Source organism: Sphingomonas sp. A2-49, assembly GCF_025548555.1.
GTDB lineage: Bacteria > Pseudomonadota > Alphaproteobacteria > Sphingomonadales > Sphingomonadaceae > Sphingomonas.
In genome coordinates this window covers 109,225-135,584 of sequence record NZ_JAJLPA010000003.1, presented here as the reverse complement: position 1 = coordinate 135,584, position 26,360 = coordinate 109,225, and the positions used below count along the sequence as shown (strand labels likewise).

Annotated in this window: 24 protein-coding genes, 1 tRNA gene and 1 pseudogene; 13 read left to right on the top strand and 13 right to left on the bottom strand. The window is 68.4% G+C overall.

Features of this window, described 5'->3' with window-relative positions:
* The first annotated feature begins 2 nt into the window (after nt 1–2).
* The 3 genes from LPN01_RS05755 to LPN01_RS05745 are packed head-to-tail and all read left to right on the top strand — an operon-like array spanning nt 3 to nt 2,543.
* Entirely contained in the window at nt 3–125 is a 123-nt protein-coding gene (locus tag LPN01_RS05755; protein WP_262827401.1) for a hypothetical protein, read from the top strand.
* Nucleotides 126–181: 56 nt separating this feature from the next.
* Nucleotides 182–1,189 carry an alpha-ketoacid dehydrogenase subunit beta gene (locus tag LPN01_RS05750; protein ID WP_262827469.1) on the top strand — a complete coding sequence of 336 codons (1,008 nt, stop codon included), beginning with the start codon at nt 182–184 and terminating at the stop codon, nt 1,187–1,189.
* Between the two features lies 1 nt (nt 1,190).
* On the top strand, nt 1,191–2,543 hold the full coding sequence (locus LPN01_RS05745; RefSeq protein ID WP_262827400.1) for a dihydrolipoamide acetyltransferase family protein: 1,353 nt from the start codon (nt 1,191–1,193) through the stop codon (nt 2,541–2,543).
* Here the strand turns inward: LPN01_RS05745 and LPN01_RS05740 are convergent.
* Complete coding sequence (locus tag LPN01_RS05740; protein ID WP_262827399.1) at nt 2,526–2,894, bottom strand: hypothetical protein; 369 nt, start codon at nt 2,892–2,894, stop codon at nt 2,526–2,528. The two genes, LPN01_RS05745 and LPN01_RS05740, sit on opposite strands and share 18 nt — an antisense overlap.
* A 69-nt stretch (nt 2,895–2,963) precedes the next feature.
* Here LPN01_RS05740 and LPN01_RS05735 point away from each other — a divergent pair.
* Nucleotides 2,964–3,377 (top strand): annotated as a pseudogene (locus LPN01_RS05735) (c-type cytochrome); the annotation flags it as partial.
* A 26-nt stretch (nt 3,378–3,403) separates the two neighbouring features.
* Here LPN01_RS05735 and LPN01_RS05730 read toward each other — a convergent pair.
* From LPN01_RS05730 to pgi, 7 genes are all read right to left on the bottom strand, one after another.
* The gene (locus LPN01_RS05730) at nt 3,404–4,600 is read right to left on the bottom strand and encodes an acetyl-CoA C-acyltransferase (protein ID WP_262827398.1); all 1,197 of its coding nucleotides are present in this window, start codon (nt 4,598–4,600) and stop codon (nt 3,404–3,406) included.
* A gap of 67 nt (nt 4,601–4,667) precedes the next feature.
* Nucleotides 4,668–6,083, bottom strand: a complete 1,416-nt coding sequence (locus LPN01_RS05725; RefSeq protein ID WP_262827397.1) for a glucoamylase family protein — start codon at nt 6,081–6,083, stop codon at nt 4,668–4,670.
* A gap of 67 nt (nt 6,084–6,150) precedes the next feature.
* Nucleotides 6,151–9,114, bottom strand: a complete 2,964-nt coding sequence (locus tag LPN01_RS05720; RefSeq protein ID WP_262827396.1) for a TonB-dependent receptor — start codon at nt 9,112–9,114, stop codon at nt 6,151–6,153.
* A gap of 383 nt (nt 9,115–9,497) precedes the next feature.
* Nucleotides 9,498–10,844 (bottom strand): glutathione-disulfide reductase, encoded by a 1,347-nt coding sequence (gene gorA, locus LPN01_RS05715; RefSeq protein WP_262827395.1) that lies wholly within the window; start codon nt 10,842–10,844, stop codon nt 9,498–9,500.
* A 4-nt stretch (nt 10,845–10,848) separates the two neighbouring features.
* Nucleotides 10,849–11,253, bottom strand: a complete 405-nt coding sequence (locus LPN01_RS05710; RefSeq protein ID WP_262827394.1) for a PIN domain nuclease — start codon at nt 11,251–11,253, stop codon at nt 10,849–10,851.
* The gene (locus LPN01_RS05705; protein ID WP_262827393.1) at nt 11,250–11,456 is read right to left on the bottom strand and encodes a type II toxin-antitoxin system VapB family antitoxin; all 207 of its coding nucleotides are present in this window, start codon (nt 11,454–11,456) and stop codon (nt 11,250–11,252) included. The genes LPN01_RS05710 and LPN01_RS05705 overlap by 4 nt, the downstream gene beginning before the upstream one ends.
* A 44-nt stretch (nt 11,457–11,500) precedes the next feature.
* Nucleotides 11,501–12,991, bottom strand: coding sequence for a glucose-6-phosphate isomerase (gene pgi / locus LPN01_RS05700; protein WP_262827392.1), 1,491 nt, complete (start codon nt 12,989–12,991; stop codon nt 11,501–11,503).
* Nucleotides 12,992–13,122: 131 nt separating this feature from the next.
* Between pgi and lepB the strand changes: the two genes are divergently transcribed.
* Genes lepB through era form a run of 3 tightly spaced genes read left to right on the top strand, consistent with a single transcriptional unit; the run spans nt 13,123 to nt 15,591 of the window.
* The gene (gene lepB / locus LPN01_RS05695) at nt 13,123–13,968 is read left to right on the top strand and encodes a signal peptidase I (RefSeq protein WP_262827391.1); all 846 of its coding nucleotides are present in this window, start codon (nt 13,123–13,125) and stop codon (nt 13,966–13,968) included.
* Nucleotides 13,965–14,633: a ribonuclease III gene (rnc, locus tag LPN01_RS05690; RefSeq protein WP_410482801.1), complete on the top strand. Its 669-nt coding sequence runs from the start codon at nt 13,965–13,967 to the stop codon at nt 14,631–14,633. Before lepB ends, rnc begins: the two co-directional genes overlap by 4 nt.
* Nucleotides 14,634–14,688: 55 nt before the next feature.
* On the top strand, nt 14,689–15,591 hold the full coding sequence (gene era, locus LPN01_RS05685; protein WP_262827390.1) for a GTPase Era: 903 nt from the start codon (nt 14,689–14,691) through the stop codon (nt 15,589–15,591).
* Between the two features lie 34 nt (nt 15,592–15,625).
* On the opposite strand, the gene LPN01_RS05680 is transcribed toward era, so the two are convergent.
* The 5 genes from LPN01_RS05680 to LPN01_RS05655 form a co-directional block, all read right to left on the bottom strand.
* On the bottom strand, nt 15,626–16,357 hold the full coding sequence (locus tag LPN01_RS05680) for an NAD-dependent deacylase (RefSeq protein ID WP_262827389.1): 732 nt from the start codon (nt 16,355–16,357) through the stop codon (nt 15,626–15,628).
* Between the two features lie 218 nt (nt 16,358–16,575).
* The gene (locus LPN01_RS05675) at nt 16,576–16,986 is read right to left on the bottom strand and encodes an Ig-like domain-containing protein (RefSeq protein WP_262827467.1); all 411 of its coding nucleotides are present in this window, start codon (nt 16,984–16,986) and stop codon (nt 16,576–16,578) included.
* 636 nt (nt 16,987–17,622) lie between these two features.
* On the bottom strand, nt 17,623–20,037 hold the full coding sequence (locus tag LPN01_RS05665) for a TonB-dependent receptor (RefSeq protein WP_262827388.1): 2,415 nt from the start codon (nt 20,035–20,037) through the stop codon (nt 17,623–17,625).
* A gap of 94 nt (nt 20,038–20,131) precedes the next feature.
* A complete protein-coding gene (locus tag LPN01_RS05660) occupies nt 20,132–20,509 on the bottom strand; it encodes a winged helix-turn-helix domain-containing protein (protein ID WP_262827387.1) in 378 nt (125 codons plus the stop codon).
* A 1-nt stretch (nt 20,510) separates the two neighbouring features.
* Nucleotides 20,511–20,717, bottom strand: coding sequence for a molybdopterin-binding protein (locus tag LPN01_RS05655; RefSeq protein ID WP_262827386.1), 207 nt, complete (start codon nt 20,715–20,717; stop codon nt 20,511–20,513).
* 244 nt (nt 20,718–20,961) lie between these two features.
* Here LPN01_RS05655 and dapB point away from each other — a divergent pair, with 244 nt between their 5' ends.
* The 6 genes from dapB (at nt 20,962) to LPN01_RS05625 (ending at nt 26,263) form a co-directional block, all read left to right on the top strand.
* A complete protein-coding gene (gene dapB, locus LPN01_RS05650) occupies nt 20,962–21,690 on the top strand; it encodes a 4-hydroxy-tetrahydrodipicolinate reductase (RefSeq protein WP_262827385.1) in 729 nt (242 codons plus the stop codon).
* Nucleotides 21,687–22,346, top strand: coding sequence for an endonuclease III (nth, locus tag LPN01_RS05645; protein WP_262827384.1), 660 nt, complete (start codon nt 21,687–21,689; stop codon nt 22,344–22,346). The genes dapB and nth overlap by 4 nt, the downstream gene beginning before the upstream one ends.
* Nucleotides 22,347–22,391: 45 nt before the next feature.
* Nucleotides 22,392–22,468: transfer RNA gene (locus LPN01_RS05640), tRNA-Arg, on the top strand.
* A gap of 54 nt (nt 22,469–22,522) precedes the next feature.
* Complete coding sequence (locus tag LPN01_RS05635) at nt 22,523–23,305, top strand: enoyl-CoA hydratase-related protein (RefSeq protein ID WP_262827383.1); 783 nt, start codon at nt 22,523–22,525, stop codon at nt 23,303–23,305.
* A 91-nt stretch (nt 23,306–23,396) separates the two neighbouring features.
* A complete protein-coding gene (locus LPN01_RS05630; protein ID WP_262827382.1) occupies nt 23,397–24,875 on the top strand; it encodes an efflux transporter outer membrane subunit in 1,479 nt (492 codons plus the stop codon).
* Entirely contained in the window at nt 24,875–26,263 is a 1,389-nt protein-coding gene (locus tag LPN01_RS05625; RefSeq protein WP_262827381.1) for an efflux RND transporter periplasmic adaptor subunit, read from the top strand. The genes LPN01_RS05630 and LPN01_RS05625 overlap by 1 nt, the downstream gene beginning before the upstream one ends.
* The last annotated feature ends 97 nt before the right edge of the window (nt 26,264–26,360 follow it).

Here is a 26,360-nt window from a genome sequence, read left to right as displayed (position 1 = left end):
GCGTGTTCCACACGTTCGTCATTCCCGCGCAGGCGGGAATCCATAGCCGCAACGCTGGCGGCGCCATCGACCACCTGTGCGTCTGGATCCCCGCCTCCGCGGGGATGACGAGGATTGTGGAATGACCGACACCACTACCCCCATTGCGCCGGCGAGCACCGCCGACGCCCCCACCACCCGCATGAACATGATCCAGGCGATCAATTCCGCGCTCGACGTCTGCATGTCGCGCGACCCGGACGTGCTGGTGATGGGCGAGGACGTCGGCTATTTCGGCGGCGTGTTCCGCGCCACCGCCGGCCTTCAGGCCAAGCACGGCAAGACCCGCGTCTTCGATACGCCGATCACCGAAACGGGCATCATGGGGGTGGCGATCGGCATGGGCGCCTATGGCCTGCGTCCCGTCCCCGAAATCCAGTTCGCCGACTATATCTACCCGGCGCTCGACCAGCTGGTCAGCGAGGCGGCGCGGCTCCGCTATCGCTCGGCGGGCGAATTCATCGCGCCGATCACGATCCGCTCGCCCTATGGCGGCGGTATCTTCGGCGGCCAGACGCACTCGCAGTCGCCCGAGGGGATCTTCACCCACGTCTCGGGCATGAAGACCGTGATTCCCGCGACCCCTTATGACGCCAAGGGGCTGCTGATCGCCGCGATCGAGGACAACGATCCTGTCCTGTTCCTCGAGCCCAAGCGCATCTACAACGGCCCGTTCAACGGCTATTGGGATCGCCCGGCCGAAAACTGGTCGAAACATGCCGCGGGCGAGGTGCCGACCGGCTATTACAAGGTGCCGCTGGGCAAGGCCGCCGTGGTCCGCGCGGGCGAGGCGCTGACGATCCTGTGCTACGGCACGATGGTCCACGTCTGTACGGCCGTCGTCGCCGAACACGGCATCGATGCGGAGATCGTCGACCTGCGCACGCTGGTGCCGCTCGACATCGAGACGATCGAGGCATCGGTGAAGAAGACCGGCCGCTGCATGATCGTGCACGAGGCGACGCGCACCAGCGGTTTCGGCGCGGAGCTGTCGGCGCTGGTGCAGGAGCGCTGCTTCTATCACCTCGAAGCGCCGATCGAGCGCGTGACCGGCTTCGACACGCCCTATCCGCACAGCCTGGAATGGGCCTATTTCCCGGGACCGGTCCGCATCGGGCAGGCCCTCAAGAAGATCATGAAGGACGCATAGGATGGGCCGCTTCACCTTCAAGCTGCCGGACATCGGCGAAGGCATCGCCGAGGCGGAGATCGTCGCCTGGCACGTGCGTGTGGGCGACCGGGTCGAGGAAGACCAGAATATCGCCGACATGATGACCGACAAGGCGACGGTCGAGATGGAATCGCCGGTGTCGGGCGTCGTCGTCGAACTGGCGGGCGAGGTCGGCGATCAGGTCGCGATCGGCGCGGCGCTGGTGGTGATCGAGACGGAGGATGCCGCCGCAGGCGAGGGCGAGGGCGAGGTCGTGGCCGCGCCCGCGACGGCGGAGCAGGCCGAGGTCGCCGAGCAATATGAGGCGGAAAACCCCGGCGTGGAGGACGCCGTCGCCACGTCGCTGCCGCCAGCCGCAGAAACGGTGGGTGGGCCTGAGGCCGCTGCCGAAACGCGCTCGGCATCCGCTGCGGTGTCGCCGGCGCCGTCGAGCCCGTCTCCGCCCCCTGCCGCAGACGGAAGGGGGGAACACGTCCTCGCGTCGCCCGCGGTTCGCGCCCGCGCGCGCGACCTTGGCATCGACCTGTCGCAGGTGAAGACCGACGCCGATCGCGTCCGCCACGCCGATCTCGACGCGTTCCTGCGCTACAATGCCGGACAGGGCTATCAGACGCCGGGCGCCAGCCGCGCGCGACCCGACGAACCGATCCGCGTCATCGGCATGCGCCGCCGCATCGCCGAGAACATGGCGGCATCGAAGCGCAACATCCCGCACTTCACCTATGTCGACGAGATCGACGTGACCGCGCTGGAGGCGATGCGCGCGGACCTCAACGACCACCGCGGCGCGCGTCCCAAGCTGACGATGCTGCCGCTGCTGATCGTCGCGATCTGTCGCACGCTGCCCGACTTCCCGATGCTCAACGCGCGCTACGACGACGAGGCCGGCGTGGTCACCCGTTCCGGCCGCGTCCACCTCGGCATGGCGGCGCAGACCGATGCGGGGCTGACCGTCCCCGTCATCCGCGACGCGCAGGACCGCAACGTCTGGCAGCTGGCGACCGAGATCGGCCGCCTTGCCGAGGCTGCGCGCGCCAACCGGCTGAAACCCGACGAGCTCGGCAACGGCACGATCACCGTGACGTCGCTCGGGCCGCTCGGCGGGATCGCCACGACCCCGGTCATCAACCGGCCGGAGGTCGCGATCATCGGCCCCAACAAGATCGTCGAGCGGCCGGTCTTCACCGGGCGCGGCGACGAGATCCGGCGCGCGAAGCTGATGAACCTGTCGATCAGCTGCGACCATCGCGTCGTCGACGGGTGGGATGCGGCGAGCTACGTCCAGGCGCTGAAGAAGCAGCTCGAAACGCCCGTCCTATTGTTCGCGGACTGACCGGTGCACGTCGCGCCGCGCCTCCGCCCGGATCAGGCGCAGGTCGACGCGGCGCAGCATCGCGGCGTAGCTGCCGCGCTGCCCCTCGGTCAGTCGACCCGCGCGGCGGATGTCGTCGGTCACGCCGAGCCAGACCCGGTCGAGGTCCTGGCGCAGGAACGCCGCCTGACCCCGGCCGAGCGCGCCGGCGCCGGCCTGCCGCTCGATCTGGTCCGCCATGCGCGTGAGCCGTTCCAGGAAATAGGCCCGTTGCCGGTCGCCGCCGGGTACGGTGGCGCGATCGACTGCCGCGGCGGGCGCGGCCAGCCCGGCGATGCAGGCGATCAGCAAGAGGGGGCGGACGGCATTCACGAAGAAGCCGATACGGCCCAATCGTCAATAAATCGGGAATCCGTCATCCGGCAGGCCGGTCGGGGCGTCATGGCCCGCGTGCCCGCGCTCGGTTTCGCCCTGTTGCTCGCGGGCTGTTCGGGCGACGACCGCGCCGCGCGCCTCCGCGCCGCCGGGCCGGACCCCGATTTCGCCGGGCTGATGCGCGTGGCGAGCCCTGCGGCGGGGGCGCGCGTCTTCGCCGCCTGTGCCGCCTGCCATGCGAACGCGGCCGGCGCCCCCGATCGCAACGGGCCCAATCTGTACGGCGTGATGGGCGGTCCGGTCGCGCGCAACAGCCCGCGCTTCGCCTACACCGCGGCGCTCCAGCGGGTCGGGGGGCGCTGGAGCGCGGCGCGGATGAACGTCTGGCTCGCCGCACCCCGCCGGTTCGCGCCCGGCACGTCGATGGGCTATCCCGGCCTGTCCGATCCGCTCGACCGTGCCGACGTCATCGCCTATCTCGGTGCGCGATCGTCGGGTGGCGTTGCTCAGACGATCTCGAACAGGCCGGCCGCGCCCATGCCCCCCGCGGTGCACATCGTCACCACGACATAGCGGACGCCGCGGCGGCGCCCCTCGATCAGTGCGTGGCCGATCAGCCGGCTGCCGGTCATCCCGAACGGATGTCCGACCGCGATCGCACCGCCATCGACGTTGTAGCGGTCGGGATCGATCCCCAGCGCGTCGCGGCAATAGAGGCATTGCGACGCGAACGCCTCGTTCAGTTCCCACAGGCCGATATCGGCGACCGACAGCCCGGCGCGCGCCAGCAGCCTGGGCACCGCGAACACCGGGCCGATCCCCATCTCGTCCGGCGCGCAGCCCGCCGACTGGAACCCGCGATAGATGCCCAGGATCTCGCGCCCCTCCGCCACCGCGGTGTCGCGGTCCATCAGCAGCTGGGCGGAGGCGCCGTCGGACAATTGGCTGGCGTTGCCCGCGGTAACGGTGCCGCCGGGGCCGGTGAAGGCGCCGCCGCCCCACACCGGCTTCAGCCCGGCCAGCGCCGCCGCGGTCGTGCCGGCGCGGATCCCTTCGTCCTGCGCAACCGTCACGGTTTCGCTGCCGATGCGCTGCCCGGCCTTGTCGAACAGCGCCTTCTCGACGGTGATCGGCACGATCTCGTCCGCGAAGGCGCCACGCGCGACGCCGGCGGCGGCCCGCTGCTGGCTCATCGCCGCATAGGCGTCCTGCGCCTCGCGGCTGATGCCGTAGCGCGCGGCGACGATCTCCGCCGTCTCGATCATCGGGATGTAGGCGGCGGGTTCGCGCGCCACGACGCTGTCGTTGACGTAGCGCGGCGCGTCCTTCGTCACCGTGTGGCTGATCGATTCCATGCCGCCGGCGAGCACCACGTCCGCCTCGCCGCACATGATCGTCCGCGCCGCCAGCGCGACCGAGGTCAGGCCCGATCCGCATTTCCGGTCGAGCGTGAACGCCGGTACGCTCTGCGGCAAGCCGGCGGCGAACACCGCCATCCGGCCCGCATTGCCCCCGCTCGTTCCCCATTGGTTGCCGACGCCCCAGACGATGTCGTCGATCCGCGCCGGGTCGATGCCCGCACGCTCCACCGCGGCGTTCATCACATGGCCGGCCAGCACCGGCGCCTCTGTCGCGTTGAACGCGCCGCGATAGGCCTTGCCGATCGCGGTTCGGGCGGTGGAAACGATCGCGGCTTCACGCATCGGGCAGACCTTTCGAGTATCCGGTATGGACGATCCTAGGCGGGGGCACGCCGCGTTGGAAGGGGCGTCAGCCCAGCCAGCCGCCCCGGAAACCGGCGCGTTCCAATCCGCGGCGCAGGTGCGGATTGCGTTGCATCGTCTTCCAGATCAGTCCGGTCCGCTGGTTTTCGATCATCGCCACGATCGGACCCTGGTCGATGCCCAGAAAGTCCTTGTCGACCCAGCCGATGCCGGGGACGACGCGACCGTGTTTCAGCGGGGCGTTCGGGTCGGTCAGCGTCGGGTTGAACGAATCGAGGAACCCGTACTGGCCGTAGATCCCCTCGCCGTAGCGATCGTGCATCGTGCGGATGCAGGTTTCGGCCAGCTCCGGCTCGAACGCGATCGAACCGGCCGCCGCGGTGGGCGCGATCGTGCCGTCGTCGCGGGTACCGGGGCCGCGTTCGGAATAGCTGAAGAATTCGCGGCTGCGGCCGCGCAGCGTGGCGGTGAAATCGCCCGGGCCGTCGCACGCGGTCCAGCCCCAGCAATCCTTGTCATAGCCGATCCAGCCGCCGGGATTGGCGATGGCATAGGCCCGCTGGTTGCGCACCGCGCGCCGGCTGTTCTCGAAGTAATCGATGCCCTTCGATGCGATGAAGGGGTCCCGGATACCGCGGAAGTCGACCCAGACGTGGCTGTACTGGTGCACGAACAGCGGCGGGTAATGAAGGTACGCCTCCCCCCAGCGCGTCGTCCACGCGGCCTCGAACCGCTGCGTCAGCGCGCCCCAGGTCGCGGGCGGCAGCGGGTGCGTCGGGGAGGCGATCGCGAGGAGGTACATCAGCATCCCCTCGTTGTAGATGTTCCAGTCTGACGCGATGAACCCGCTCTCGGGATGCCAGCCCATCGACAGGAACGGCGGGCGCGGCACGATCCATGTCCAGTCGACCGCGGCATACAATTGGTCGGCCAGCGCCCGGATCCGCGCCTCGGCGGGATCGGCGCCGTCGAACCATGTCCCGGCGAACAGGACGCCGGCGATCAGCAGTGCGGTGTCGATCGTCGACAGTTCGGCGCGGGCGAAGCGCAGCCCCTTCGTCACGCCCAGGAAATGGTAGAAGAAGCCCTTGTTGCCGCTCGCGTCGTCGGCGCCGGGCCCCTGCGGTGCGGCGGCGAACCATTCCAGCGTCGCCAGCGTGCGGGTGCGTGCCTGTTCGCGGGTGATCCAGCCGTTGACGACGCCGACCGGATAGGCGGTGAGCGCGAAGCCGACCGCCGCGATCGACGAGAAGCTCGGCGTCGGCCAGCGATCGGGCGCCCAGCCGGTCGCCGGGTCCGTCGTGTCCCAGAAGAAGCGGAAGCTGCGCTCCTGCAAATCGAGGATCAGGTCGCGGGGAGCGGCGCCGGCGGTGGACCCGCCCGCCGGCAGGGTCGCGCACCCGCCGGTCAGCCCGGCGAGCGCCAGGCCGCCGGTGCCGAGAAGCTGTCGTCTGTCGATCATCGGGCGGAGCCTTTACGAAACGCGGCACCGGCAGTGGGCGACGTCGCCGGGACGCCGCCCGACGCGGTCAGAAGCGATAGCCGGCGCGGAACTGGATACGCCGGGGCAGGGTGATCGTGCTGGTGCCGATCTCGGTACGGATCAACGGATCGCTGGCGCTGAAGAAGCCGTCGAAACCGCTGAAGTTCTTGTTGTTGAATGCATTGAGCAGGTCGACCGCCAGCTCGACCTCGTGATCGCCAAAGATCTTGGTCTTGTTCGCCAGCGTCACGTTGACCTCGCAGAAGGCAAACACGCCCTTGATGCAGTTCTTGATCGGGTAATAGGTCGTCGGCAGTGCGGCGCCGCTGTCGGTGCCGCGCGTGCCGTCGGTGACGCTATACGCCTGTCCGGAGCCGAGCGTCGTCAGCGTCGAGAACTGGAAATTGAGCGGCAGGTCGATGATTGAGGAGATCACCACCCGGTGACGTTCGTCGCCCGGGCTGTTGCGCCAGCCATAGCCGTCCGGCGTCAGGCCATCGAGGCTGAACAGGTCGCCGCCGTTCTTCTCCGCCTTACCGAGCGTGTAGGCGACGTTGAGACCCCATCCGCTCGCCTGCGTGTAGTTCTTGTCGAGGGTGACGTAGAGCGCCTTGTACCGGGTATCGAGCCCGTCATATCCGACGATGACGTTGGCATAGCCGTTGGCGATCGCGCTGGCGGTGTTGCAGCATCCGCCGAGGCCGTTGTTCTGCCGCGTTGCGAACAGGTTGGTGTAGCCATTGCGGCCGCGCTGGTAGGATGCGGTCACCGACGCCTGGAACACGCCGACCTTCTGCCGGAAACCCAGGCTGAACTGGTCGTTGACCGGCGGTTTGGCGTCGTTCTTGACCGCGAACAGCTCCGGCAGACCCTGCGTCGAGGTGGCCGCCAGCGCCAGCAGACCGTCCCGCGTCAGGTAGGACGGGTTGAACGCGACGGTCGGCTGGCCATTGCGCGGCAGGCCGGTCGCCGAGAACCGGAACAGGCCGATCGGGTTGATCGTGCGGCTCAGTTCGTCGACGGTATTGTTGAAGTTGTTGCGATCGTAATACCGCCCCGCACCACCAAAGATGACGGTGCGCTGATCGTCGTTGATGTCCCACGAAAAACCGAAACGGGGCGCGAACGCCCATTTGAACGGCGAGCGATTGTTGCCGTCGGTGATATAATCTTCGGGATCGAAGTAGAACGTCTTGGGCAGCGAGCGCAGCGCCGCCGCGGCGCGACCCGGCGTGACGTAATGGTTGTTGAAGCCGTTGGTCTCGTAATCGTACCGCAGGCCCAGATTCAGCTGCAACCGGTCGGTGACGTCCCAGTCGTCCTGCGCGTAGAAACCGAGCTGCGTGTTCGATCCGAAGATGCGGCCGTTGCCGAGGCCGAGCCGCGCTTCGGACGGAAACGTGATGTTGGTGTCGTCGGTCGGATCGTTGGGTGTGTTCGCGCCTGCGGTCGTGAAGGTGTAGCGCGGCTGGATGAACGACTGGTTGTTGAATTCGATGTCGGTCACCTCGACGCGGCCGCCGACCTTGATCGTATGGCCATCGAATGCCGTCCACGTCACGTCGTCGCGGATCGTCCAGCCCTGCTGCACTTCGCGGCGGGTCGAATCCTTGCCGCCGAAGGTGATGATGCCCTGATATTCGAACTGCGGCAGGTCGGGGTTGAGCGAGGTCGGATTGAAGACGTAGTTCAGGTGGTTGACGTTGACCTCGTTGACGAAGTCCTCACCGGTGTACGTCCATTTGAACAGGTAGGTGTCGACCGTGTTGACCTTGTTCTCCGCCGCGGAGAACGACGTTTCGCCGCCGAACCCCTGGATGTCGGTTTCGGTCCGGCGGCTGTACGACAGGTCGAATACCTGGTTGGAATCCGGCGTGAAGGTCAGCTTGCCGAAATAGAAGTCGCCGCGGAACGGGCTGACGAAGGCGCCCTCGAACTCGCTCAGGCGCCGGCCGCTGACCCGCTCGAATTCGGCGCGCTGCGCGGCGCTGGCGTTGGAGGCGACGTTGAACGCGCGATCCTGGTCGTTGCCTTCATAGGTGCCGAAGAAGAACAGCTTGTCCTTGATGATCGGGCCACCGAGCGCGATGCCGTATTGCTTGCGCTCGAACGCCGGTTCCGGCCGGTTGTTGAGCTTGTCGAGAAAGGCTTTCTCGCTCAACCCCTTGTTGGTGTACTGGCCGAACACTTCGCCATGGAATTCGTTGGTGCCGGACTTGGTGACCGAGGTGATGATCGCGGCGCCGGCCTGTTCGTATTCGGCCTTGTAGTTCTGGGTGAGCACGCGGAACTCCTGGACGGCGAGCTGGCCGAACGGGTTGCCGCGGCTGTTCTGCTGGCCCGCGACACCGCCCTCGCGCAGCTTGTTCTTGAGGCTGATGCCGTCGACGAAGACGTTGACCTGGCTGGCGGTGGACGCACCCGAACTGAAGCCCTTGTCCGTCTCGCTGTCGTTGTAGCGGACGCCCGGCGCCAGTGCCGCGAAGCTCAGGAAGTTGCGGTCGGTCTGTGGCAGGGTGCGGATCTGCGTCTGGCTGACGTTGGTCGCCACCTCGCTCGTCCGGGTTTCGACCAGGCGGCTGCCGGTCACGACGATGTCGCCGTTGTCCGCGGTCGCGGTGGTTCCGCCGACGGTCGTGGTCTCGGTCGGTGCCGCCGCCGCGGCGAGGGTCGCGTCGAGCGTCGCGGACTGTCCGACGCCGACGACGACGATCCGCTCGAACGTCAGGCCGTCGGCGCCGCTGATCGTGATCGTATACTGGCCGGGACGCAGGCCGTTCAGCGTGTAGGCGCCATTGCCGTCGGTCAGTGCCCGGAACGTCTGGTTGGTCGCGCTGCTGACCGCGACCACGGTCGCTCCGGCGATCGGCGCCGCATCGGCGCCCTGCACCTTGCCGCGAACCTGGGCGGTGGTCGTCTGCGCCACGCCGGGCGTCGCCGATGCGATGCCGCCCAGGATCGTGCCGGTGGCGAGAAGGGCACGCAATGCGCCCGCGGTGATGGTCTTCATGTCTGTTCCCCTTGCGCCGGACCGTTCGCGACGGTCACGCTTCGTCGTCCTGCGTCCCGGGGGCGATGGGTCGGTGTCCTGGTCCGGCACCGATCACGCGGCGGCCGGCCATGGCTGCTCCGCGCGTGTCATCCTCCCCGGGAGAAGCAGGCGCTTCGTCCCTGATGGTCGTTCGGACGGTAACCCGCCTCGTGTCGTGGACGGCGGCCCTTAGAGACGGGTCACCGGCAACGCCAGATTAATGCGCTGAATTTGCAGGGGTTCCGGTGCTCGGGACGTTTGGTGCAAGATCGTTGCATTTCGGCAACGGTTGCACGCGGCCGAGATCGGCACCGGGATCGGGGAAGGGCCGGGATCGCGCCGGCCCATCGCCGGCGCCCTCCTCACTTCATGAGCACGAGTTCCTCGGCCATCGTCGGATGCAGCGCCACCGTCTCGTCAAACTGCGCCTTGGTCAGGCCGGCCTTCACCGCGATTGCGGCGGCCTGCAGGATCTCCGGCACGTCGGGGCCGATCATGTGCAGGCCGACGATGCGGCCGGTCTCGCCGTCGCAGACCATCTTGTACAGCGCACGCTCGTTGCGGCCCGCGAGCACGTTCTTCATCGGCCGGAAGTCGGACGAATAGACCCGGATCGATCCCAGCTTCTGCTTGGCCTCGCTCTCGGTCATGCCGACGCCGGCGAGCGGCGGATGGCTGAACACCGCCGACGGGATCGTGCCGTAATCCACGACGGTCGGCTTGTCGCCATAGAAGGTGTCGGCGAACGCCTGCCCCTCGCGGATCGCGATCGGGGTCAGCTGGATGCGGTTGGTGACGTCGCCGATCGCGAAGATGCTGTCGACGCTCGACCGATTATGCTCGTCGACCACCACCGCGCCCTTTTCCAGCCGGACGCCCGCCTCCTCGAGCCCGAGCCCCTGCGTATTGGGTACGCGTCCGGTCGCGAACATCACCATGTCCACCGTCACCGGCTCATGACCGGACATGCGGACGGTCAGGCAGCCGTCCTCGCCCTTTTCGATGCCTTCGAAATTGGCGTCGAAGCGGAATTCCAGTCCCTTCATCAGGCTGATCTGGAGCAGCCGGTCGCGGATCGACAGGTCGTAGCCGCGCAGGATGTCCTGTGTCCGGTTCATGATGATGACGTGCGCGCCGAACTGGTGAAAGATGCCGGCGAATTCGTTGGCGATATAGCCCGCGCCCGCGATCAGGATGCGCTTGGGAATGGCATCGAGGTGGAACGCATCGTTGCTGGTGATGCCGAATTCCGCGCCCGGGCAGTCGGGCACCGCGGGTTCGGCGCCGACCGCGATCAGGATACGCTCCGCGGTCTTTTCGGTGCCGTCGGCGAGGCGCACGCTATGAGGTCCGGTGACGACCGCGCGGCTATGGATGATCTCGACGCCATGCGTCTCCAGCGTCTGGGTATAGGCTCCGTTGATCCGGTCGACCTCCTCCAGCACGTTGTCGCGCAGCGTCGTCCAGTGGAAATCGCACTGGTCGGGCACCTGCCAGCCGAAACGCTTGGCATCCTTCAAGTCCTCGGCGAAATGCGCGCCGTAGACGAGCAGTTTCTTGGGCACGCAGCCGCGGATGACACAGGTGCCGCCGACGCGATATTCCTCCGCCACCGCCACGCGCGCGCCGTGCGCCGCGGCGACGCGGCTGGCGCGGGTGCCGCCCGATCCGGCACCGATGACGAAGAGGTCGTAGTCATAGTCGGCCATGGTCTTACTCCGGGGTCACGAGCGCCGACCGGAGGCCGAGATGCTGGACAAAGGGATCGAAATCGCGGTCGCTGTACAACAGCGGAAGGCAGTCAAGGATGCAGCGCGTCGCGATCAGCGTGTCTATCGTCTTGCGGATCGTGACGCCGAGGCCGCGCAGGTGGCGGTAGTTGCGGGCGGCCTGAACGGCGACGCGGTGATCGCCGATGGTCAGGGACGTGGCGAGACCGAGAAGGTCGAGCGCGATCGCGAACCGTCGATCATCCCGTGCGCCCTGAAGGACTTCCGCGACGATCAGATCGCCGGCCGCAACCTCGCGTCGCCCCAGCGAGGCGTGCAGATATTCCGTCTGGACGGTCCGCGTGTCGCGAAGATAATCGATCCAGACGCTCGAATCGACGACGATCATCCGGCCGGGATATGCTTGCTGGTCCGCATGTCGTCGAGGTCGCCGTCCCAGCCCAGGCCACGCAAGCCCCGAATGGCCTCCTGCTGACGCAGCACGATAAGCCTCCGCAACGCCTCGTTGATCGCGTCGCTTTCGCTGTCGACGCCAAGCGCCGTCATGACCCTCGCCAAAAGCGCCTCGTCGATCTCGATATTGGTCCGCATGTGTATGGCTCCGCCGGGCCATACACATAGCGTTCCGGTGGCCGTCAATCCAGTCCGGCGCGGCGGATCAGGTCTTCGGTCGACGGGTCGAACGACTGGCCACCCTGGTCGGCGGCTTTCGCCATCTCCTTGCCGAGCTCGACGCCGAACTGGTCGAACGAATTGATCCCGAGCAGCACGCCGTTCACGAACACGCGATGTTCGTAGAAGGCGATCAGTGCGCCCAGCGTGCGCGGATCGAGCACGTCGAGCAGCAGCGTCGAGGACGGCCGGTCGCCGGAATAGGAGCGCGCCGGATCGTCGACCTGCTTGCCCTTCATCAGCGCCGCCCCTTGCGCGAAGGCGTTGAGCAGCAGCTGCCGGTGATGGTCCTCCGCCAGCGTGTCGCCCGGCTCGATCACCGCGATGAATTCGACCGGCACCAGATGCGTGCCCTGATGGAGCAGCTGGAACACCGCATGCTGCGCATCGGTGCCGACGCCGCCCCAGGTGATCGCCGCGGTCGGCCGCCCGACCGGCGTGCCGTCGGTCTTCACGCCCTTGCCGTTCGATTCCATCTCGAGCTGTTGCAGGTAGCTCGGCAGCAGCCGCAGCCGCTCGTCATAGGCGAAGGGCGCGCGTGTCTCGGCATGGCGGACCTGTGTGTAATAAAGGTCGGCGAAGGCGGCAAGCGCGGGCGCGTTCTCGTGCAGCGCGGTCAGGCGGAAGTGGCGGTCCATCTCTGCCGCGCCCTCCAGCAGTTCCTCGAACGCACCCCAGCCGAGCGCGATCGCCGCCGGAAACCCGATCGACGACCACAGCGAATAGCGCCCGCCGACACCTTCGCCGAACGGCAGGATGCGGGTTTCGTCGACGCCCCATTCCATCGCCTTGTCGGGCGCCGCGGTCAGCGCGATCACCTTGCCATACGGATCCTCGACGCCATGCTCGGTCATCCATTGCAGCGCCGATTCGGCGTTGAGCATCGTCTCCTTGGTCGTGAAGGTCTTGGACGCGAGCACCAGCAGCGTTGCGGCGGGATCGAAATCCTTGATCGCATCCTCCAGCGCGACGCCGTCGACGTTGGAGACGATCGCGACGTCGTAGCGCTTGTCCTCGCGGCCCAGCGCATCGACCAGCAGGTGCGGCCCCAGCGCCGACCCGCCGATGCCGATGTGGAGGACGTGGCGGATGTCGCCCAGCGCGCCGCCCTCGATCGCGTCGATCAGCGAGCGCATCCGTTCGTGCAGCTTGCGTGCGCGCGTGACGCTCTCCGCATTGCCCTCGCCGCGTTCGGCGGTGTGCTCGACCGGCCGGTCCTCGGTGACGTTGACATGCTCGCCGCCGAACATCGCGTCGCGCTTGCCGGCGAGTCCCTGTGCCTTGGCCAGCGCCGCAAAGGCCTCCACCGCCTCCCGCGTCAGATGCGTCTTCGACCAGTCGAAATGGATGCCGGCGACGTCCAGGCTGAACGTGCCGAGGCGCCCGTCGTCGGCGGCGAACAGGTCGACCAGCTTGGGGGAGGGGAGGGCTTCGATCGCAGACCAGTCGCTCATCGTATGTCCGTCCTTCGGGGAGGCTTGTTCGTGACAGTCCCGTATCGATCCGTTCGCCGGTGGCCAAGCCCCCGCCGCAGGATACGGGACGACTACTCAGGACGCTTGGGTCGCGCTAAGGCTCCCGTCCTATGGACCAGATCCCGACGAAAGCCGCCGCGGCGGATACCCCGGCACCGACGCCGCCGCCGGCGCGTTCCGAACTCAACGAAACGCTGCGCTTCCTCGTCAAGCTCGCGATCGCCGTGCTGATCCTGCGCAGCTTCCTCTTCGCGCCGTTCTCGATCCCGTCGGAATCGATGCTGCCGCGGCTGCTGATCGGCGACTATCTGTTCGTGACGAAGTGGAACTACGGCTATTCGCGCTGGTCGCTGCCCTATGGGATTCCGCCTATCCCCGGCCGCATTCTCGCCCGCGATCCGACCAGGGGCGACGTCGTCGTCTTCCGTTCGCCCGAGCCCGAGGACCACGACGTCATCAAGCGCGTCATCGGCCTGCCCGGCGACACGATCCAGGTCCGCCGCGGCCAGGTGATCCTGAACGGCAAGCCGATCCCCAAACAGCGCGTCGCCGATTTCGTCGTGCCGCTGAGCGCCAATTTCGATGCGCAGAAATGCGGCGCCAGCTTCCAGGACGTCGATGCCGCCGGCGTGCCCGTCTGCCGCTATCCGCAGTTCCGCGAGACGCTGCCCAACGGCAAGAGCTACATGGTCCTCGACCAGGCGGACATCCCGCAGGCGGACGACACCGGCCTCTACACCGTCCCCGCCGGCAACGTGTTCCTGATGGGGGACAATCGCGACGACAGCGCCGACAGCCGCTTCCCCGCGCCGATCGGCATGGGCTATATCCCGATGGAGCGGATCGAGGGCAAGGCGGTCGTCACCTTCTTCTCCACCAACGGCAATTCGGCCTGGTACAATCCGGTCAGCTGGTTCTCGGCCGCGCGCCTGCAACGGGTCGGAGAAGGCTTCTGAGCGCCGACCTGCCCGCCTGGCTGACCACCACGTTCGGCTGCCGGCCCGCCGACCTCAAGCCCTATGAGCGCGCGCTGACGCACGGCAGCCAGGCCGCGGAGAATTACGAGCGGCTGGAATTCCTCGGCGACCGCGTGCTCGGCCTCGTCATCGCCGAATGGCTGTGGGAGCTGTTCCCGAACGAGCCCGAAGGACAATTGTCGAAGCGGCTCAATGCTTTGGTCACCGGCGCCGTCTGCGCCGACGTCGCGCGGTCGCTTGGCGTGCGTGCGCATCTGCGCCTCGGCAAGCAGGCGCGCGACGACGGCGCACACGACAGCGACAATATCCTCGGCGACGTGATGGAGGCGCTGATCGGCGCCTGGTATCGCGAAACCGGGCTCGACGGTGCGCGCTCCTTCGTCCGGCGCATATGGGGGACGCGCGTCCAGCACGGCGACAAGGCGCCACAGCACCCCAAGTCGGCGTTGCAGGAGTGGGCGGCGGCGTCGAGCCGTCGCACCCCCGAATATGTCGTCGTCGACCGCTCCGGCCCGCACCACGCGCCGCGCTTCACCGTGCAGGTGCGGATCGGTACCTTCGCCGAGGCGAGCGCCACCGGCACCAACAAGCAGGAAGCGGAAACCGCCGCGGCGCGGGCGCTGCTCGCGAAGCTCGGCGCATGACCGTGCGCCCCCGTCCGCTCACGCCCGCGCCCATGCCCCTATCGGACACAGTATCATGACCCCCGAAACCCAACATTGCGGCCTCGTCGCCGTCGTCGGCGCGCCCAACGCCGGCAAATCCACGCTGGTCAACGCGCTCGTCGGCCAGAAGGTCGCGATCGTCAGCCCCAAGGCACAGACGACGCGGACCAAGCTGCTCGGCGTCGCGATCGAGGGCGACGCGCAGATCCTGCTGGTCGACACGCCCGGCATTTTCGAACCGCAGCGCCGGTTCGACCGCGCGATGGTCGCCGCCGCCTGGGGCGGGACCGAGGGCGCGGACCTGATCGCGCTGGTCGTCGACGGCAAGGGCGGGATCGGCAGCAAGGTGACCGCGATCGCGGACTCGCTGAAGGATCGCCCCGAGCGCAAGATCCTGATCCTCAACAAGGTCGACGTCGCGGACAAGCCGAAGCTGTTGCTCCACGCCGAAAAGCTGAATGCGCTGATGCACTTCGACGACACGTGGTTCGTCTCCGCGCAGACCGGCGACGGGCTGCCCGAACTCAAGGCGGCGCTGGCGCGCGCGATGCCGGAGGGGCCGTGGCACTACCCGGAGGACCAGGTGTCCGACGCGACCGAACGCGCGCTCGCCAGCGAGGTGACGCGCGAACAGCTGTTCCTCCAGCTCCACGCCGAACTGCCCTATTCCAGCACGGTCGAAACGGAGAAATACAGCGAACGCCCGGACGGATCGGTCGAGATCCACCAGCAGATCCTCGTCGAGCGCCCGACCCAGCGCGCGATCGTGCTGGGCAAGGGCGGCGCGCGCATCAAGGAAATCGGCGCACGCGCCCGTACCGAACTCGCCACGATCACCGGCCGCCCGGTCCACCTCTACCTCCACGTCAAGGTCAAGCCCGGCTGGGACGAGGACCGCGACGTCTATCGCGACCTGGGGCTCGACTGGGTCGAGTGACGCACCGGCCGGGGGTGTCCGCAGGTGCCGGCGATCAGCCCCCGGTGCCGGCGAGCATCGCCTCCACCCACGCGGGCACCAGCGTCGCCGCCGGCCCCAGTCGCGTCCGCGCGAAATATCCGCTGCCCGCCGACCGGTCGAGGTTCAGTTCGAGCGTATCGGCCCCGTGCGCATCCGCAAGCTGGACGAAGCCCGCCGCCGGATAGACGGCCCCGGACGTGCCGACCGAGACGAACAGGTCGGCCTCGGCCAGCGCCGTCTCGATCCGCTCCATGTCATAGGGCATCTCGCCGAAGAACACGATGTCCGGCCGTAGCGCCGCCGCCCCGCAGGCCGCGCATATGGCGCCCGGCGGCAGCGCGTCGTCCCATGGCTGCCGCGCTCCGCACGCCGCGCACAGCGCCGACCGCAGCGCGCCGTGCATGTGCAGCAGCCGCCGCGTGCCCGCGCGCTCGTGCAGGTCGTCGACGTTCTGCGTCACGATCAGCAGCCCGCCGTCCCATTCCCGATCCAGCCGCGCCAGCGCGACATGCGCCGCATTGGGCACGACATCGGCCAGCGCCGCCCGGCGCTGGTCGTAGAAGCGATGCACCAGCGCCGCATCCGCCGCCAGTGCCCGCGGCGTGCAGACGTCCTCGATCCGGTAGACGGTCTTGCCCGTGTCCCATCCAAGGCTCCCGTCCCCCGCGGTGCGAAACACCGGAATGCCGGATTCGGCGGACACGCCGGCCCCGGTCAGGACGACGATATTGCGGACGGCGGTCATGCGTCGGTTATACGGGCGGCGATGAGCGGCAGGAAGTGGGGGAGAAGCGGCCCGGCGGCTGTCGGCAAGGCAGGACCCAATAGCAAACATCGTCGGGTCGCTGCCTTTCCCGAAGACGATGGTAAAACGGGAAAATTGTCATCGGCCGCTGACCGCATTTACGTCAATTGGCCGCTACGGCCCCTCACGGGTCGAGGCGGTCGTAGCGCCAGTACTCGCTATTCGCTGCTGTTCGCACTTGGCTTTGTTTGGAAACTCAACCCGAACGGGACGGCGGGATCGCCATTCTCACCGGCGAAGTGCAGGTACGGCGGGTTGTTGAACCAGACTTCGTATCGGTGACCAGCCTTGACCTTGCACGTCAGCGTGAAGGTTTTGCCATTATTCGACTGCACAGGCTGGTTTGTCCCGCAATCGGGATAGGTCTCCGCGCTTTTCTGGACGAAGGAATAGCTCCTTTGCCTCATGGGTCGGTCGAATGTGACGCTCAGTTTTATTGGACCGGGTGTGATGATGGCACCCTGCGTCGGAAAGGTAGAAATCACCTTTGGAGGGGCCGGCTTGAGCGCTTTATCCGAAACGAAAGCAATGCCCGCGATTGCGGTCGCGGCTATGAATGCGATCAGCATGGTCAGGGATCTCCAACGGCTCGAAAAGCGAGAGCTCTTTGTCGCCCCATCATGGGACGGCCCCGACCTTTTCGGCGCAGCAGGCACAAACGAAACATCAGTTTTTGTGTGCCCAAGATTCTTGGGAGCTTCGATCTCGGCCAAGAGGCGCGCCGCTCCTCTACTGCTGCTTGATTGCGTTTTAGCGCGAGCCTCTCTAAGGCGCTCGTTCACCATGTGAACTGACAAGCCCAAGGACGCGGCAGCACTTTTTACGTCGTGCCCTTGCGTTAGCAGCCGGAGCACCTCCCGCTCTTTCTCGTTCAAACCGAACGGCGCTTCCGACACAACGATCCTATCAAGTCCGGGTGGTTGGTGATGGATCAGTACGCCGCAATGTTCTCCGTCGCCATTCCCGTTTGGGAACCCACAGCGGGACAGTCGCTCCGGTGATGGCGCCAATGGTCGTTGGGGCCGGCTGTTTTCCCAGAATCTGTTCCCGATTGCTCTTTCCCGCAGTAGCCCGACGGAGACGGAGAAACGGGAAGCATCACATATCACAAATGGCCGTTATCGGCAGCGTGGGTTACCGGCTCGATCGTCGGGAACTGAGCGTAAACTTCCCTCCGGCTCGCGCCATGACGAGCCGAGCGTGCCTCACATCCGAAACCGGATCGTGCCGCCGATCGTGCGCGGATCGCTCGGGGAGCCGAGGATCAGTCCCGAATTGCCCGCCTGGATCGTCAGGTTCTGGATATAGTCCGCGTCGAGCAGGTTGCGCGCGAAGACCAGCACTTCGGTGCCGTCGGCGAAGCGATAGCCGATGTTGGCGTTGGTCAGCGCATAGGCCTCGATGCGGGTGAAGCGCGACAGGCTCGGGTCGCCGTTATAGCCGCTGCGTGCGGCGGTATCGACGTGGACGAACGCCGCGCCCCGCCCGATGCTGCGAACATAGTCGAGCCCCGCGGTCAGCGCCCAGCGCGGCAGCGAGGCGAGCCGCCGGCCGGTCAGGCTGCATTGCGTGGTGGCGGCGGTCTGCACCTCGAGCGGGCAGGGGCCGGCGGGATAGTCGCTGTACCGCCCGTCGCTATAGGCGATGCTGGCGCGCGCGGTCAGGCCGGGCAGCAGGATCGCGGCCGCATCCGCCTCGATCCCCTTCACCGTCACCGCCGGGATGTTGGACAGATAGCCGCGCAGCTGCACCGTCTGGGTCAGCGAATTTTCGACCACCGTCGCCTGGAAATCCCGCACCCGCGTGTAAAAGGCATCGACATTGAAGGTCAGGCGACGATCGAACAGCGTGTTCTTGAGCCCGATTTCATAGGTTTCGTTGCGTTCCGGCCGGACGACCGCGGTCGCGAGCACCGGGCGGTTGGCGTTGTCGAGCGGCAGGCCCGACATGTTGATGCCCCCCGATTTGTACCCGCGCGCATAGCTCGCATAGGCCATCGTCGCATCGGTCGCCTGCCAGGCGACGTTGCCGCGCCCCGACAGGCTGCCGTCGCTGTCGTGCGCGGCATAGCTTTGCGGACGCAGCACGCCGAGCCGCGCGGCGACCAGCGCGGCATTGGTGGTGGCGGGGCCGCCGGAGACGGTGGTCGCGTAGGACCCGTCCTTGTCCTCCTGCGTGTAGCGCAGGCCGATCGTCGCGGTGACCCGCGGCACGATCCGCCAGTTGAGCTCGCCGAACGCGGCATAGCTGCGGCTGCGGAAATCGGTCCGGCCGTCCTGGCCGTAGCCGTCGAGCAGGCTGGACGGCACCGCCGTCACCACCTGGTTGGGCGCGGTGCCCGTCGTCACGCTGGTGCCGATCAGGTAGCGCGCCGCCGCCGGGCCGTAGATGCTGATCGGCCGTCCGACGATCCGCTGGCGAAACCCGTACAGTCCGACGACATAGGCGATCCGGCCGGTGCCGTTGGAGGCGAGCCGCAGCTCCTGGCTGTACTGGTCCTGGCGCGAGGGGATGTGCTGCGACGACTGGATCGGCAACCCGGTATAGTCGCGGTCGTTCTCGGCATCCCAGTTCCAGAAGCGCCACGCGCTGACCGAGGTCAGCGTCGCGAAGCCCAGGTTCCAGTCGGTGATCGCGGCGACGCCGCCCTCGTTGGTGTCGACGCCGAGCGGCCCGTCGATGTCGGTGACGCGGTCGTAGGGGTTCGTGCTGGCGGGCGCATAGCCGAACTGCGCGGCGAGCCCCGCCGGGCCGCCGAACTGGCGGCTGGCGGCGCGCAGGCTGGTGCCGGTGCGCAGATAGACCTGTCCGCAGCAATAGGCCTGGAAATTGGTGAAATCGGCGCTCACCCGCATCCGGATCGCGTCGTCGGGCACGAACAGCAGCTGGCCGCGCACCGCCTGCGTGCCGAGCGTGTTGGTGTCGCGACCCGTGCGGACGTTGTCGATCACCCCGTCGCGCCGCGTCGACACGCCCGACACGCGATAGGCGATCGTGTCGGTGACCGGTCCCGACACCCACCCCTTGGCCTGGACGAGGTTGCGTTCGCCATAGGACAGCTCGACGAAGCCTTCGGGCGTGAAGACCGGCGCCCGCGTCGTGATGTTGAGCGCGCCCGCGGTCGTGTTCTTGCCGAACAACGTCCCCTGCGGCCCGCGGAGTTCCTCGACCCGCTCGATATCGGCGAAGTCGAAGGCGGCGGTCGCGGGGCGCGCGTGATACACCTGGTCGACGTAGAAGCCGACGCCCGGTTCGAGCCCGTCGTTCGCCTGGCTGACCGCGACGACGCTCGACCCCAGGCCGCGGATCGTGAAGGCGGTGTTGCGCGGGTTGGCGGAACTGTAGTTGAGGCTGGGGATCAGCGTCGTCAGCCCCTGCGTGTTCACGGTCAGGCTGCGGTCGATCAGCGTGCCGTCGACGACCGACAGCGCCGCCGGCACGGTCTGCGCGTTTTCCGCGCGGCGACGCGCCGTCACGACGACGTCGGGCAGGCCGCGCGTATCGGCCTCGGCGGCGCCCCCCGGCGCGTCGTCGGTCGCATCGACCGATTGCGCGATCGCGGGCCACGCGCACAGCGGCATGGCGATCGTGCAGAACAATCCGGACAGACGCATCGACATCGGCAGGACCCCCCGGGGCGGCGCGGGCAGTCCACGCTCGTTATGTCCGGCCGTATATCGAGGTTATATTCATCCGTATATAAAGTGGATCATCTCATTTCGTCGTCGGCGGCAGCGGCGTGGGGCGCAGGCTGGCGCGCAGCCGCGCATAGGCGGGTCGGTCCGCGATCGCCGCGGCCTCCGCCTCCATCTCGCGATACGCGGCCAGCACGGCGACGCCGGTTTCGGTGACGCGCGCGCCGCGCTCCAGCCCGCCGCCGCGCAACGTCTCGACGACGGGCGGGTCGAAACAGCGGTTCATCTCGTCGACGAGCACCCACGCCCGCCGATAGCTCATTCCCAAAGCGCGCCCCGCCGCCGAGATCGACCCATGCGTGCCGATCGCGTCGAGCAGGTCCGCCTTGCCGGGGCCGAGCGCCAGCGCATCGCCGCAGGCGATCTGCAGCTTCAGCCAGAGCGGGCCGATCTTCATCTCACTTGCCGATCATCACGTCGCTGGCCTTGACGATCACCGTCACGCGATCGCCGTCGGCCAGCGCCAGATCGGCGATCGCTTCCTCGGTGATGCTCGCGGTGACGATGGTGCCGCCGCCGATGTCGACCTTGACCGTCCCGTTGACCGCGCCGGGCGTGATCGCCACGACCGTGCCGGACATCTGGTTGCGGGCACTGAGCTTCATCGTTTGTCCTCGTCCGTCAAGTGACGCCCGCGCGGGGCACGGCCGCGATGTAGGGGAATCGCGGATCGATCGCCACGCCGGATCGTGCGGCGTGCCGCTCGTCCGGGAGATAAGCCCATATATCAACGCCCTGTCGCCTGCTTCTGTCCTATCCGGCGGGCCTGTGCCAAGGAAGGCGCATGACCGGCGTCCGATCCCCAGCCTCGCGAAACCACCGCACCCCCCGTGATCCGGCGGGGCGATCATGACCGCGATCGGTATCTACGGCAGCAGCGGGCGGATGGGACGCGCGATCGCCGAACAGATCGTCGCGGAGGGCGCGACGCTCGCCGGCGGGGTCGATGCGGGCGGCGATCCGGCGGCGCTCGCCGAGGTCGCCGACGTGCTGGTCGATTTCTCTGCGCCGTCCGCGCTTGCGGCGCACCTTGCCATCGCGCGCGCCGCGCGGACGCCGATCGTCATCGGCACCACCGGCCTCAGCCAGGCGCAGCACGGCCTGATCGATGCCGCGGCGACGGACATCGCGGTGCTCCAGACCGGCAACACCTCGCTCGGCGTGACGCTGCTCGCGCAGCTGGTGCGCGAGGCGGCCGCCAGGCTCGGCACCGACTGGGATATCGAGATCGTCGAGAGCCACCACCGTCACAAGGTCGACGCGCCGTCCGGCACCGCGATCCTGCTCGGCGAGGCGGCGGCGGCGGGGCGGGGGACGACGCTGTCCGAGCTGCGCGTGGACGGCCGTGCCGGCCTGACCGGCGCGCGGACCGAGGGGACGATCGGGCTCGCCTCGCTGCGCGGCGGATCGGTGATCGGCGACCACAACGTGATCTTCGCCGCGGAGGGCGAGCGGATCGAGCTGGCGCATCTCGCGCAGGACCGCAGCATCTTCGCGCGCGGCGCGGTGCGTGCAGCGCTGTGGATCGCGGGCCGGCCGGCGGGCCGCTATCGCATGGGGGACGTGCTCGGGTTGTGAAGAAGGCGGACGTCTTCACCTTCTATTCCCGGCTGGCGGAGGCCAACCCGCATCCGGAAACCGAACTCGAATCGGGCAACGCCTATCAGCTGCTCGTCGCCGTCGTCCTGTCGGCGCAGGCGACCGATGCCGGCGTCAACAAGGCGACGCGGGCGCTGTTCGCCGCGGTGCACACGCCCGCACAGATGGTCGCGCTGGGCCTCGACGCGCTGAAACACCACATCCGCACGATCGGCCTGTTCAACACCAAGGCGAAGAACGTCATCGCCCTGTCGGAGATGCTGGTCGCAGAGCATGACGGGCAGGTCCCCGACGATCGCGACGCGCTCGAACGCCTGCCCGGCGTCGGCCGCAAGACCGCCAACGTCGTGATGAACGTGGCCTTCGGCGCGGCGACGTTCGCGGTCGACACGCATATCTTCCGCGTCGGCAACCGCACCGGCCTCGCCCGCGGCAAGACGCCGCTGGCGGTCGAGCTGAAGCTGGACAGGGCGACGCCGCAGCCTTTTCGGCTGCATGCGCACCACTGGCTGATCCTGCATGGCCGCTACGTCTGCAAGGCGCGGCGGCCCGAATGCTGGCGGTGCATCGTCGCGGACCTGTGCGCGTTCAAAGCCAAGACCCCGCCGCCCGAAAGCCGCACCCCCGCGCGATAAAGCCTCTGGCGCCCCGCCACCGCCTTTGCTAGGCGCCTTCCCCAGGCACCCGTAGCTCAGCTGGATAGAGCGCTGCCCTCCGAAGGCAGAGGCCACAGGTTCGAATCCTGTCGGGTGCGCCAGCCATCGCCGTCAACCTTCGCCGGCGTGCTGCGCCGCACGGGAGGGGACGCGCCATGACCTATCAGCATATCCGCGTCGAGACGCAGGGCGACGTCCTGATCCTGACGCTCGACCGGCCCGATCGGCTCAACGCCGCGCCGCCGGAGATGTTCGACGACTTGCGCGCCGCGCTCGCCGATCTCGGCGGCGCGCGGGCGGTGCTGATCGCGGGCGCCGGGCGGGCCTTTTGCTCCGGCGCCGACGTCGCCGGTGGTGCGCTCGGCAGCGATGCGCCGGGGGAGGCGACCTACGCCGCGCTGACCGCCCATTACAATCCGACGATCGCGGCGATCGCCGACCTCGGGGTGCCGGTCGTCAGCGCGGTGCGCGGACCGGCCGCGGGCATCGGCTGTTCGCTCGCGCTCGCCGCCGATTTCTGCGTCGCGAGCGAGACCGCCTATTTCCTGCAGGCGTTCGTCAACATCGGGCTGGTCCCCGACGGCGGCGCGTCGTGGATGCTGCCGCGGCTGATCGGACGCGCGCGGGCCGCGGAGATGATGATGCTCGGCGAGCGTGTGCCCGCCGCGCGCGCGCTCGACTGGGGCATGATCCACCGGGTCGTCGCCGACGAGGCACTCGATGCCGAGGCGCTGGCGCTGGCGACGCGGCTCGCCGCCGGGCCGACGGTTGCGCTGGGGCTGATGCGCCGCGCACTCGGCCGTGCGCTGGAAACCGACTATGCCACCACGCTGCTGGCCGAGGCGGAGGCGCAGCGCAGCGCCCGCGGCTCGGCGGATTCGATGGAGGGCGGGCTCGCCTTCCTCCAGAAGCGCAAGCCGCGTTTCACCGGCGCGTGACACGGCCCGTGTCGCCGCCGCCACCGCGGCGACACAGATTGCGACACAAAAACGCTGGACGTGCAACGGTGTGTTGACCACACAGCACGCCATGGCACGCGTTCCCGCACTCCTTCTGGCCACCGCGGCGTTCGCCGGTTGCACCGTCGGCCCGGACTATCGCCCGAAGAGCGCGGCCGAGCTGGGTGTGCCGGCGGGCTATTCGGTTCCGGCGCGGCAGTCGCCTGAGGATCTGACGCGCTGGTGGTCGAACTTCGACGATCCGACGCTGGGGCAGCTGGTCGAGCAGGCGCGCGTCGCCAACACCGACGTCGCACAGGCCGTCGCCCGGCTGCGTCAGGCGCGCGAGGCGCTGACGCAGAGCCGCGCGTCGCTGCTGCCGACGCTGTCGGGGTCGGCGGGCTACCAGCGCAACGAGAACCTGCGCGGCGGCGGGCGGTCGTTCACCCTGCCCGACGGGACGGTGGTCGATACCGGCGGCGGCGGCACCAACAGCTTTTCGGGCGGCCTGTCCGCCAGCTATCAGGTCGGCCTGTTCGGCGAGATTCGCCGCACCGTCGAATCGAGCCGCGCGCAATATGAGTCGAGCGGCTTCGACTATGCCACCGTGCTGCTGACGGTGGAGAGCGAGGTCGCGCGCAACTACGTGCTGGCGCGCGCCTATCAGGCGCAGCTCGGCAATGCGCGCGCCAGCCTTCGCATCCAGGACGACAATCTGGAGATCGCCGGCTTTCGCGTGCAGGCGGGCCTCGTTTCCTCGGTCGACGTCGAACAGGCGCGCAGCCAGCGCGCGCAGACCGCCGCGACGGTCCCGCAGATCGAGCAGCAATATGCCGCCGCGGTGGCGCGGCTGGGGGTGCTGACCGGGCAGGCGCCGGGCGCGTTGCGCTCCGCACTGGCGGCGGCGCGCCCGATCCCGCGCGGCCCGGCCACGGTCGGCGTCGGCATTCCCGCCGACACGCTGCGCCGCCGCCCGGACGTGCGATCCGCCGAGCGCGCGCTTGCCGCCGCGACCGCGCAGATCGGCGTCGCCGAGGCGCGGCTGTACCCCGCGCTGGCGATCACCGGCAATATCAACACCAACGCGACCAGCATCGGCAGTCTGGGCGACGCGATCACCGGCGGCCTGTTCGCCGGGCTGACGCAGGCGATCTTCAACGGCGGCCGGCTGCGCAGCCAGGTCCGCGCCAGCGAGGCGGCGGCCGACGCCGCGCTCGCCAATTATCGCGGGATCGTGCTGACCGCGCTGGAGGACGTGGAGAATGCGATCGTCGCGCTCGACACCGCCCGCCAGCGCGAGACGCAGTTCCGCATCGCCTATGACGCGGCCAGCGCCTCGGCGATCCTGTCGCGCAGCCAGTATCGCAGCGGCCTCACCGACTTCACGACGCTGAACCAGCAGGAAGCCGCCTTGCTGTCCGCACAGAATGGCCTCGTTCAGGCGCGATCGGACCAGTCGACCGCGCTCGTCGCGCTCTACAATGCGTTGGGCGGCGGCTGGGACGCGAGCGTCGTTCCGCAGGCGCCCGATCGCGGCGCGACCCCAACTCCCGTGGCAGAGACCCGCTGATGGCCGACGAACCGATCGACGACTTCCTGGGCGTGAAGCCTGCGCCGGCGTGGCGCCGCTATCTGAAATGGGTGTTCGTCGCGATCGGCGTCGTCCTGCTCGCGCTGCTGCTCAAGAGCTGTTTCGGGCCGAAGGCGGATGCGGGCTATGCGACGCAGGCGGTCGAGCGCGGCAACCTGACCGTCACCGTTTCCGCGACGGGCAAGCTTGCGCCGACCAACCAGGTGACGGTGGGTTCGCAGCTGTCCGGCCTGGTCACGAAGGTCGTCGTCGACGTCAACGACCGCGTCGCCGCGGGGCAGCCGCTGGCGCTGATCGATCCGCAGCAGATCGAGGACCAGATGCGCCAGCAGCAGGCGCAGATCGCCGCCAATCAGGCGCAGGTCAACCAGGCGCAGGCGACCGTCGCGGAAAGCCGCGCGCAGCTCGCCCGCCTGGAAGAGGTGTACAAGCTGTCCAACGGCCGCGTGCCGTCGGGGACCGAATTGCAGGCCGGTCGCGCCGACTATCAGCGCAGCGTCGCCGCGCTGAAGGTCGCGCAGGCGAACGTCTCCGCCGCGCAGGCGGCGCTGGCCCAGAGCCAGACGCAGCGCGCGCGCGCCATCATCCGGTCGCCGGTCAACGGCGTCGTGCTCGCGCGCCAGATCGATCCGGGCCAGACGGTGGCGGCGTCGTTCAACACGCCCACGCTGTTCGTGATCGCCGAGGACCTCAGCAAGATGAAGCTGGAGGTCGCGGTGGACGAGGCCGACGTGGGTGAGGTCAAGCTGGGGCAGAAGGCGAACTTCACCGTCGATGCCTTTCCGGGCCGCACCTTTCCGGCGACGATCACGCGGGTCGACCTGGGATCGAACCTGACGGTCAGTTCGGCGAGTTCGACGACGACCAGCACGACCGCGACGACAGGACAGGTGGTGAGCTATGCCGCCGACCTGACCGTCGCCAACCCGTCGCTGCAATTGCGGCCGGGGATGACCGCGACCGCCGACATCGTGACGTCGGACCGGCAGAACGTGCTGCTCGTCCCCAACGCCGCGCTGCGCTTCAAGCCTGCCGCGGCGGGGGCGGGCGGTTCGGGCGGCGGCATCGCCGGCTCGCTGACCTTCCGTCCGCGCCGCGACCGGCCGGAACGCACCGCCAAGCTCGGCCGTGGCGCCAGCCAGACGGTCTATGTCAAGGACGCGGAGGGCAAGCCGCAGGCGGTGTCGGTGACGACCGGCGACAGCAACGGCACGATGACCGAGGTGCTCGCCGGCGACCTGAAGCCGGGTCAGCAGGTGATTACCGGACAACTCGCCGCGGCCGGCGGCGACGGCACGGGCGGCACACGCCGCAGCGGTGCCGGCGGCGCCCGGCGCGGCGGCGGGGGCGGGGCCGGTGGCCAGTAACCCACGCCCGGCATCGTCCTCCGCGCACAGGCGGGGAGCCATGGACGCCGACGTCTCGGTGGACCGCCGCCGCGGGACGCCTGCCTCCGCCAAAGCG

Excerpts from the sequence above, each read along its gene's own strand:
- LPN01_RS05750 (WP_262827469.1), top strand. The coding sequence starts at position 182 with ATGAACATGATCCAGGCGATCAATTCCGCGCTCGACGTCTGCATGTCG.
- LPN01_RS05745 (WP_262827400.1), top strand. The coding sequence starts at position 1,191 with ATGGGCCGCTTCACCTTCAAGCTGCCGGACATCGGCGAAGGCATCGCC.
- LPN01_RS05730 (WP_262827398.1), bottom strand. The coding sequence starts at position 4,600 with ATGCGTGAAGCCGCGATCGTTTCCACCGCCCGAACCGCGATCGGCAAG.
- LPN01_RS05725 (WP_262827397.1), bottom strand. The coding sequence starts at position 6,083 with ATGATCGACAGACGACAGCTTCTCGGCACCGGCGGCCTGGCGCTCGCC.
- LPN01_RS05720 (WP_262827396.1), bottom strand. The coding sequence starts at position 9,114 with ATGAAGACCATCACCGCGGGCGCATTGCGTGCCCTTCTCGCCACCGGC.
- gorA (WP_262827395.1), bottom strand. The coding sequence starts at position 10,844 with ATGGCCGACTATGACTACGACCTCTTCGTCATCGGTGCCGGATCGGGC.
- LPN01_RS05710 (WP_262827394.1), bottom strand. The coding sequence starts at position 11,253 with ATGATCGTCGTCGATTCGAGCGTCTGGATCGATTATCTTCGCGACACG.
- LPN01_RS05705 (WP_262827393.1), bottom strand. The coding sequence starts at position 11,456 with ATGCGGACCAATATCGAGATCGACGAGGCGCTTTTGGCGAGGGTCATG.
- pgi (WP_262827392.1), bottom strand. The coding sequence starts at position 12,991 with ATGAGCGACTGGTCTGCGATCGAAGCCCTCCCCTCCCCCAAGCTGGTC.
- lepB (WP_262827391.1), top strand. The coding sequence starts at position 13,123 with ATGGACCAGATCCCGACGAAAGCCGCCGCGGCGGATACCCCGGCACCG.
- era (WP_262827390.1), top strand. The coding sequence starts at position 14,689 with ATGACCCCCGAAACCCAACATTGCGGCCTCGTCGCCGTCGTCGGCGCG.
- LPN01_RS05680 (WP_262827389.1), bottom strand. The coding sequence starts at position 16,357 with ATGACCGCCGTCCGCAATATCGTCGTCCTGACCGGGGCCGGCGTGTCC.
- LPN01_RS05675 (WP_262827467.1), bottom strand. The coding sequence starts at position 16,986 with ATGCTGATCGCATTCATAGCCGCGACCGCAATCGCGGGCATTGCTTTC.
- LPN01_RS05665 (WP_262827388.1), bottom strand. The coding sequence starts at position 20,037 with ATGTCGATGCGTCTGTCCGGATTGTTCTGCACGATCGCCATGCCGCTG.
- LPN01_RS05660 (WP_262827387.1), bottom strand. The coding sequence starts at position 20,509 with ATGAAGATCGGCCCGCTCTGGCTGAAGCTGCAGATCGCCTGCGGCGAT.
- LPN01_RS05655 (WP_262827386.1), bottom strand. The coding sequence starts at position 20,717 with ATGAAGCTCAGTGCCCGCAACCAGATGTCCGGCACGGTCGTGGCGATC.
- dapB (WP_262827385.1), top strand. The coding sequence starts at position 20,962 with ATGACCGCGATCGGTATCTACGGCAGCAGCGGGCGGATGGGACGCGCG.
- LPN01_RS05635 (WP_262827383.1), top strand. The coding sequence starts at position 22,523 with ATGACCTATCAGCATATCCGCGTCGAGACGCAGGGCGACGTCCTGATC.
- LPN01_RS05630 (WP_262827382.1), top strand. The coding sequence starts at position 23,397 with ATGGCACGCGTTCCCGCACTCCTTCTGGCCACCGCGGCGTTCGCCGGT.
- LPN01_RS05625 (WP_262827381.1), top strand. The coding sequence starts at position 24,875 with ATGGCCGACGAACCGATCGACGACTTCCTGGGCGTGAAGCCTGCGCCG.